A 6,571-nucleotide genomic window follows, 5' to 3' on the forward strand; every position below is an offset into this window, starting at 1 on the left:
CCGGTCCCTTGTGGCACAAGGACTCTCGACGGATCGGCTCTGCACCAGTACCGTCACAAACCCCCCGCGCGGCGTCTATCCACTTGGCACGCCGTCCGCATCATGGATGACCATAGGGGTGCGGAAAGCAAGAATGACCGCAGTGAGAGGAGGCGTCCATGGGATCGGTACGCAAGGCGAGTGCGTGGCTCGGCCTCGTCGACGACAACGATGACGAGCGTTACTACGACGACGAGTACTCCGAGGGCACCGAATCCGGGTCCGGGGACGCCTGGGTCACGGACCCCCGGGTGAAGGTGGCCACGGACACGGCCGAGGAGAAGGGCCACCGGATCGGCACGGTCACCCCGGACAGCTTCCGGGACGCCCGCGCCATCGGCGAGCTGTTCCGGGACGGCGTCCCGGTCATCATGAACCTCACGGCCATGGAGCCCGCCGACGCCAAGCGCGTGGTGGACTTCGCGGCGGGGCTCATCTTCGGGCTGCGCGGTTCGATCGACCGTGTGTCGAACCGGGTGTTCCTGCTGACGCCGGCCGACACGGAGATCATCAGCGGCGAGGCGTCCGCCCACCGCGAGGACGGCTTCTTCAACCAGAGCTGAGGCAGGGCCACTCATCGGCCCTGCCTCCCCGAGAAGCTCACCGGAAGGCGTCGAGCCCGGTGAGCGCCTTGCCCAGCACGAGCTGGTGCATCTCTACGGTGCCCTCGTAGGTGAGCACCGACTCCAGGTTGGTCGCGTGCCGCATCACGGGGTATTCGAGGGAGATCCCGTTGGCACCGAGGATCGTCCGCGCCGTACGGCAGATCTCGATGGCCTCGCGGACGTTGTTGAGCTTGCCGAAGCTGACCTGCTCGGGGCGCAGGCGGCCGGCGTCCATCCGCCGCCCCAGATGGTGGGCGAGCAGGATCCCCTTGTGCAGTTCGACCGCCATGTCGGCGAGTTTGGCCTGGGTGAGCTGGAAGCCGCCGATGGGCCGCCCGAACTGCTCCCGGGTCCGCGCGTAGTCCAGAGCCGCCTCGAAGCTGCTGCGCGCCGCACCCATCGCACCCCAGACGATGCCGTAGCGGGCGTGGGACAGACAGCTGAGCGGGCCGCGCAGCCCGGTGCCCTCCGGGAGTACGGCATCTGCGGGCAGCCGTACGTCGTCCATGACCAGTTCGCTGGTGACGGAGGCGCGCAAGGACCACTTGTGCTTGATCTCGGGCGCCGAGAAGCCGGGTGCGTCGGTGGGCACGACGAAGCCGCGGATGCCCTCCTCGGTCTGCGCCCAGACGACGGCCACGCCGGCGACCGACCCGTTGGTGATCCACATCTTGCGGCCGGTGAGGACCCAGTCGTCGCCGTCGCGCTTGGCGCGGGTGCGCATGGAGGCGGGGTCGGAGCCGTGGTCGGGCTCGGTCAGCCCGAAGCAGCCGATCACCTCGCCGGCCGCCATGCGCGGCAGCCACTGCCGCTTCTGTTCCTCGCTGCCGAACCGGTGGATCGCGTACATGGCGAGCGAGCCCTGCACGGAGACGAGGGACCGGATCCCGGAGTCGGCGGCCTCGAGCTCCAGACAGGCGAGCCCGTACTGCACGGCACTGGCCCCCGCGCATCCGTAGCCGCTGAGCGACATCCCGAGGGCGCCGATCCCGCCGAGCTCCTTGGCGAGTTCACGGATGCCGGGCAGTTCCCCCTTCTCGTACCACTCCGCGACATGCGGCAGCACGCGGTCCGCCGCCCAGGCCCGCACGGTGTCCCGCACGGCCAGGTCTTCCGGCTCCAGCAGGTCGTCGATCCCGAGCGGGTCGGCGGGATCGAAGGGGGGCAACTTCGAGGACGCGGACATGGGGAACCCTCCGGCACGCAAGAAAACTAGCACCGCTAGTCACATGGTGCTGCCGACGTTACGGCGACGGCGTCCGCACGTCCAGTGCGTCAGGCCGAGACGCGGGACTCCACCCCTTTCACTTCCCGTGGCACGGGTTCCGTCTCCCTGGGCGCGGGTGCCTCTTCCCTCGGTGCGGGCAGCTCCATCGCCGCCGGGGACTCCGCGCAGTTCATCACCCGCGGCAGCCGCAGCGCCATCACCGCGCCCAGCACCAGCAGCCCCACGCTCACCAGGAGCGTCACATGCAGTCCGTGCACGAAGGAGTCCCGCGCGGCCCGGCGCAGCGCCGCCCCGACCGGACCGCCCAGCCGGCCGGCGACCTCGTAGGCCTCGCCGAGCGAATGGCCCGCCGCGTCCGAGGCGTGCTGCGGGACACCCGGCACCGAGCGCAGACCGGGAGCGTAGGCGGCGTTCATCACACTGCCCAGCAGCGCGATGCCGATGCCGGCGCCGAGCTGGTACGACGTCTCGCCGATCGCCGCCGCGCAGCCCGCCTGGTCCGAAGGGGCCTCGCTGAGCATCGACTCGTATGCCCCGAAGAGCGTGGTCTCCAGGCCGAAACCGAGCAGCACGAAACCGGACAGCAGCAGCGGTGCGTTGTCGGTGCCGCCCATCGCGGTGAGCGCCAGGACCGCGGCCGCGGTGAGGCAGAAGCCGAAGCACACCATCCGGCGCGGCCCGAAGCGGCGCAGCATCCGTGCGCCCGCCAGGCCCGCCGCCATCGCCGCGACGGTCAGCGGCAGCAGCCTGAGGCCGGTCTGCAGCGGCGAGAGCCCGAGCACCAGTTGCAGGTACTGGGCGGCGATCAGCTCCAGGCCGACGAGCGCGAGCATCGCCAGCACGATGCAGCCCACCGAGGTGCTGAACGCGGGCCGGCGGAACATCCGCAGGTCCACCAGGGGGTGCGGGTGGCGACGCTGTCGCCGTACGAAGAAGAAGAGGAGGACCGCGCCGGCCGGCAGCGGAAGCAGGGTGAGAGGACTCGCCGGCGCCTCGCCGCCGCCCAGCCGCTGCACACCGAGGACGACACCGAAGAGACCCCCGGCAGCCATCAGGGCGCCGCCGACGTCCCAGGGGCCGCCCCGCCCGCCGCGGGACTCGGGCAGCAGGAGCCGCCCCACCGGCAGGCTGACCAGCATCAGCGGAATGTTGACGAGGAAGACCGCGCCCCACCAGAAGTGCTCCAGCAGGAACCCGCCCAGCAGCGGGCCGACGGCCGCGCCGACGGCCGCCACCGCGCTCCAGATGCCGATGGCGAGCGCGCGTTCGCGCCGGTCCGGGAAGACCTGACGCAGGATCGACAGGGTCGCCGGCATGATCATGGCGCCGCCGACGCCGAGCAGCGCACGGGCGAGGATCAGCATCTCGGCCGTCTGCGCCAGGGCGGCCACGCCGGAGGCGACACCGAACAGGGCGTAGCCGAGCAGCAGGACGCGTCTGCGGCCGATCCGGTCGCCGAGGCTCCCGAAGAGGATCAGCAGCGAGGCGCAGACCAGGGGGTAGACGTCGACGATCCAGAGCAGTTGCACGGCGCCGGGCTTGAGGTCCGCGGTGACGGCGGGGACCGCCACGTGCAGCACGGTCGCGTCGAGGGCGACGAGCAGCAGACTGATGCAGAGGACGACGAGGACGACCCAGCGGTTGGCACCGGCCCCGGCCGCCCGACGGCGCGGCCGAACGGCAGCCGTGGTCGTCCCGGACATGCACGTACCTCCCAGATGTGCCTCGCGCGGGGCGGACCGACGGGGCGGGGACTCCCTGTCGTACGGCCGGAGCGGAGCGGTGTCTGCGGCCTGCGCAAACCCACGCGGGTGACTCGTCAGCGTACGCGAGTTCGCCACGGGGTCACGTGGCGGACCTCTCACACGCCTGACGGAATTCATGTGGCGTACACCATGCCCTTCACCCTTGACCACGCCCCGGGGGACGGTCCGGTTCCCCCGTCCGTCGATAATCGAGTCCGTGACCGATCTTGCAACGCGCCCGGCGCCACCCCGCGCCCCTCTTCTGCGCCGGGCGGCCCCGGCCCTCCTGGGCTGCGCGGCGGTCCGCGCCCTGGGGCTGGCCGTGCTGGCGGTGTGGAGCGCCGCGCGCGGCAAGAGCGCGTACACCTTGCTGACCGCGCGCTGGGACTCGCTCTGGTACACGCGGGTCGCCGATCTGGGGTACGGCTACGAGGTGCGGCTGCCGAACGGCGACGTGCACTCCAACCTGGCGTTCTTTCCGCTGCTGCCATGGCTGGAACGGCTGCTGCACGCGGTCCTGCCACTGTCGTACGCGGACGCCGGTTTCGCCGTCAGCCTGCTCGCGTCGCTCGCCGCGGCGTGCGGGATCTTCGCGGTCGCCGACCGGGTGTACGGCCCTCGGGTGGGGGTCTGCGCCGCGCTGCTGTGGGCGGTGCTGCCGGTCGGGGTCGTGCAGTGGATGGCGTACAGCGAATCGCTGTTCACGGCGCTGGCGGCCTGGTCGCTGTACGCGCTGCTGACCGGCCGCTGGATCACCGCGGGCACACTGGCCGCGCTGGCGGGGCTGACCCGGCCGGTGGGCGCGGCGGTGGTCGCCGCGGTGTGGGTGGCGGGCGTACTGTCGTTCGCCCGAGACCGGCATGCGGTGCGTACGCCCGGCGCGCGCAACCGAAAACACACTCCGGCGCCTGCGCCAGGCGCCTCAGACGCAACATACGCCCCGGCGCACACACCTGGCGCACAAGTATCTTCGGGTACCTCTCAAGTCACTCCAACCACGGGCGACACAAAGGGCAATGACGTCCCCACTGCCCCGCCGGCCTCCGTAGGGCGACGCGCGCTCGGCATGGCGATCGCCCCGCTCGGAGCCGCCGGTTACGTGCTGTGGGTCGGGCAGCGGACCGGGAAGGGCCCGCTCGGCTACCTCGACGTTCAGGCCGGATGGCGCAACGGGTTCGACGGCGGCTATGCGTTCGCCCGCTTCGTGGCCGACAAGTTCACGTCATTTCCGTCCGCGCTCGCCGGTGCCGGACTGATCGTCGGGGTCGCCCTGCTGCTGTGGCTGTACGCGGCCGGCGTCCGCCGGCGCCAGCCCGTGGAACTGCTGGTGTACACGGGTGTCGTCCTGGCACTCGCCCTGTGCGCGTCAAGCTACTTCGGCTCCAAACCGCGACTGCTCATACCCGCCTTTCCGCTGCTGCTGCCGCTCGCCTGCGCCCTCGCCCGGCTCCGCACGTCCCGATCGGCGCTGGTCACGGCCGTGTTGGCGGCCGCCGCGGCGGTCTACGGCGCGTTCTGGCTCAACGGCTCCGGTCCCCCGTGATCGACTTCACCGGCCGATGACGCCCGGGAGAATTCCGCCCCAGGACCGGGTTAACGCATTCATAAGCACCACATAAACAACACCCGGCATGATCAATGAAATTGGCGGGACGTGATGTCGCGGGATTGCGGAATGCCTTGAATTCGAGCTGCGCTTGAGAGGTTTCCCACATCACATCGTCATCACAAACCCGCTGTTTCGACCGGGAACAGAGCTCACTCGCTGTAACGTCGTTTGGGTGCGTACCGAACGAAACCTCACCCGGCGTCTGGACCGGGTGTTCGCCAGACTCGACCGTGAGCCGGAACGACCGGCCCACATCGATGTGCCGAGGATGAGCCGGCACCGGGTCGTTCTGTTCACGGCGACCCTGGCTTTCTACCTGGCGATCGTGTGGGCCGTGGTGATCACGTCCTGGCTGGTCCGGCTCGACTGGCAGGTCATGTTCTTCCGGCCGTACCAGCAGTGGCCGCAGATCCACGCCTTCCTCGACTACTACGTGGTCCTCGGCCAGCGCGGTCCCACCGCGGTGATGGTCGCGGCGTGGCTCGGCTGGCGCTCCTGGCGGCAGCACACGCTCCGCCCGCTGCTCACGCTGGCCACCTCCCTGCTGCTGCTGAACATCACGGTCGGCGCCGCCAAGTACGGCATGGGGCGCCTCGGTCCGCACTACGCGACCGTGATCGGCTCGAACGAGATGATGCGGGGCGGCGATATATTTCCCAGCGGCCACACCGCCAACGCGGTCGTGACCTGGGGAATCCTGGCCTATCTCGCCTCCACCCCGAGAGCGCGCCGCTGGCTGTCGGCGCTGTCCGCGATCACGTCGCTCGGCGTCGGTCTCACCACCGTCTACCTCGGTACGCACTGGCTGAGCGACGTGCTGCTGGGCTGGGCCGCGGGCCTGCTGATCCTGCTGGCCCTGCCGTGGTTCGAGCCGCTGATCGCGAAGGCCGAGACCGCACTGTTCGATCTGCGCGACCGCCGGCGGGCCCGCCGCGGCCGCCCCGTCGCCGAGCCGGCCGTGCCGGTCATGCCGGTGGTGCTCATGCCGCGCGGCACGGCGGCCGAGCAACCGGCCCCGGCACGCGAGCCGGTCGCCTCGACCCGCACCTCCAGAGGGCTGGTCCATCTGGCCCCCGGACCGCACACGGCCCGTTCGGAACGCACCCCGGTCACCCCGGCGGGCAGCCGCCGCCCGCCCCACGCCGACCGCCTTCCACGCGGCACCTCCCAGCCGGCCCGCCCCTTGACGGGCGGCTGACTGACGGCAGCGACGACAGCGGGGCCCGGTACGCACAGCCGCCCCGCGCCTACGGGCGATGGCCCCGCTTCCCCCCGGGGGGGAGCCGGGGCCGCGCCCCGGAGCGGGGCGGGGCGCCGCGCGGCCCGGCCCCGCGGCGGGGGGCAG

Annotated in this window: 5 protein-coding genes; 3 read left to right on the forward strand and 2 right to left on the reverse strand. The window is 71.3% G+C overall.

Annotated features, from left to right (window positions below):
- Positions 1-158: 158 nt before the first annotated feature.
- Positions 159-602 carry a cell division protein SepF gene (locus ABZ919_RS34205; RefSeq protein ID WP_361255707.1) on the forward strand — a complete coding sequence of 148 codons (444 nt, stop codon included), beginning with the start codon at positions 159-161 and terminating at the stop codon, positions 600-602.
- Between the two features lie 37 nt (positions 603-639).
- Here ABZ919_RS34205 and ABZ919_RS34210 read toward each other — a convergent pair whose 3' ends face one another.
- Both ABZ919_RS34210 and ABZ919_RS34215 read right to left on the reverse strand, forming a co-directional pair.
- Positions 640-1,830 carry an acyl-CoA dehydrogenase family protein gene (locus ABZ919_RS34210; RefSeq protein WP_361255710.1) on the reverse strand — a complete coding sequence of 397 codons (1,191 nt, stop codon included), beginning with the start codon at positions 1,828-1,830 and terminating at the stop codon, positions 640-642.
- Between the two features lie 89 nt (positions 1,831-1,919).
- Positions 1,920-3,575, reverse strand: coding sequence for an MFS transporter (locus ABZ919_RS34215; protein WP_361255713.1), 1,656 nt, complete (start codon positions 3,573-3,575; stop codon positions 1,920-1,922).
- 259 nt (positions 3,576-3,834) lie between these two features.
- On the opposite strand from ABZ919_RS34215, the gene ABZ919_RS34220 reads away from it, so the two are divergent.
- The gene (locus ABZ919_RS34220; RefSeq protein WP_361255715.1) at positions 3,835-5,160 is read left to right on the forward strand and encodes a mannosyltransferase family protein; all 1,326 of its coding nucleotides are present in this window, start codon (positions 3,835-3,837) and stop codon (positions 5,158-5,160) included.
- Between the two features lie 238 nt (positions 5,161-5,398).
- The gene (locus ABZ919_RS34225; RefSeq protein WP_361255718.1) at positions 5,399-6,424 is read left to right on the forward strand and encodes a phosphatase PAP2 family protein; all 1,026 of its coding nucleotides are present in this window, start codon (positions 5,399-5,401) and stop codon (positions 6,422-6,424) included.
- Positions 6,425-6,571: the final 147 nt, after the last annotated feature.

Source organism: Streptomyces sp. NPDC046759 (assembly GCF_040645475.1).
Taxonomy (GTDB): domain Bacteria; phylum Actinomycetota; class Actinomycetes; order Streptomycetales; family Streptomycetaceae; genus Streptomyces.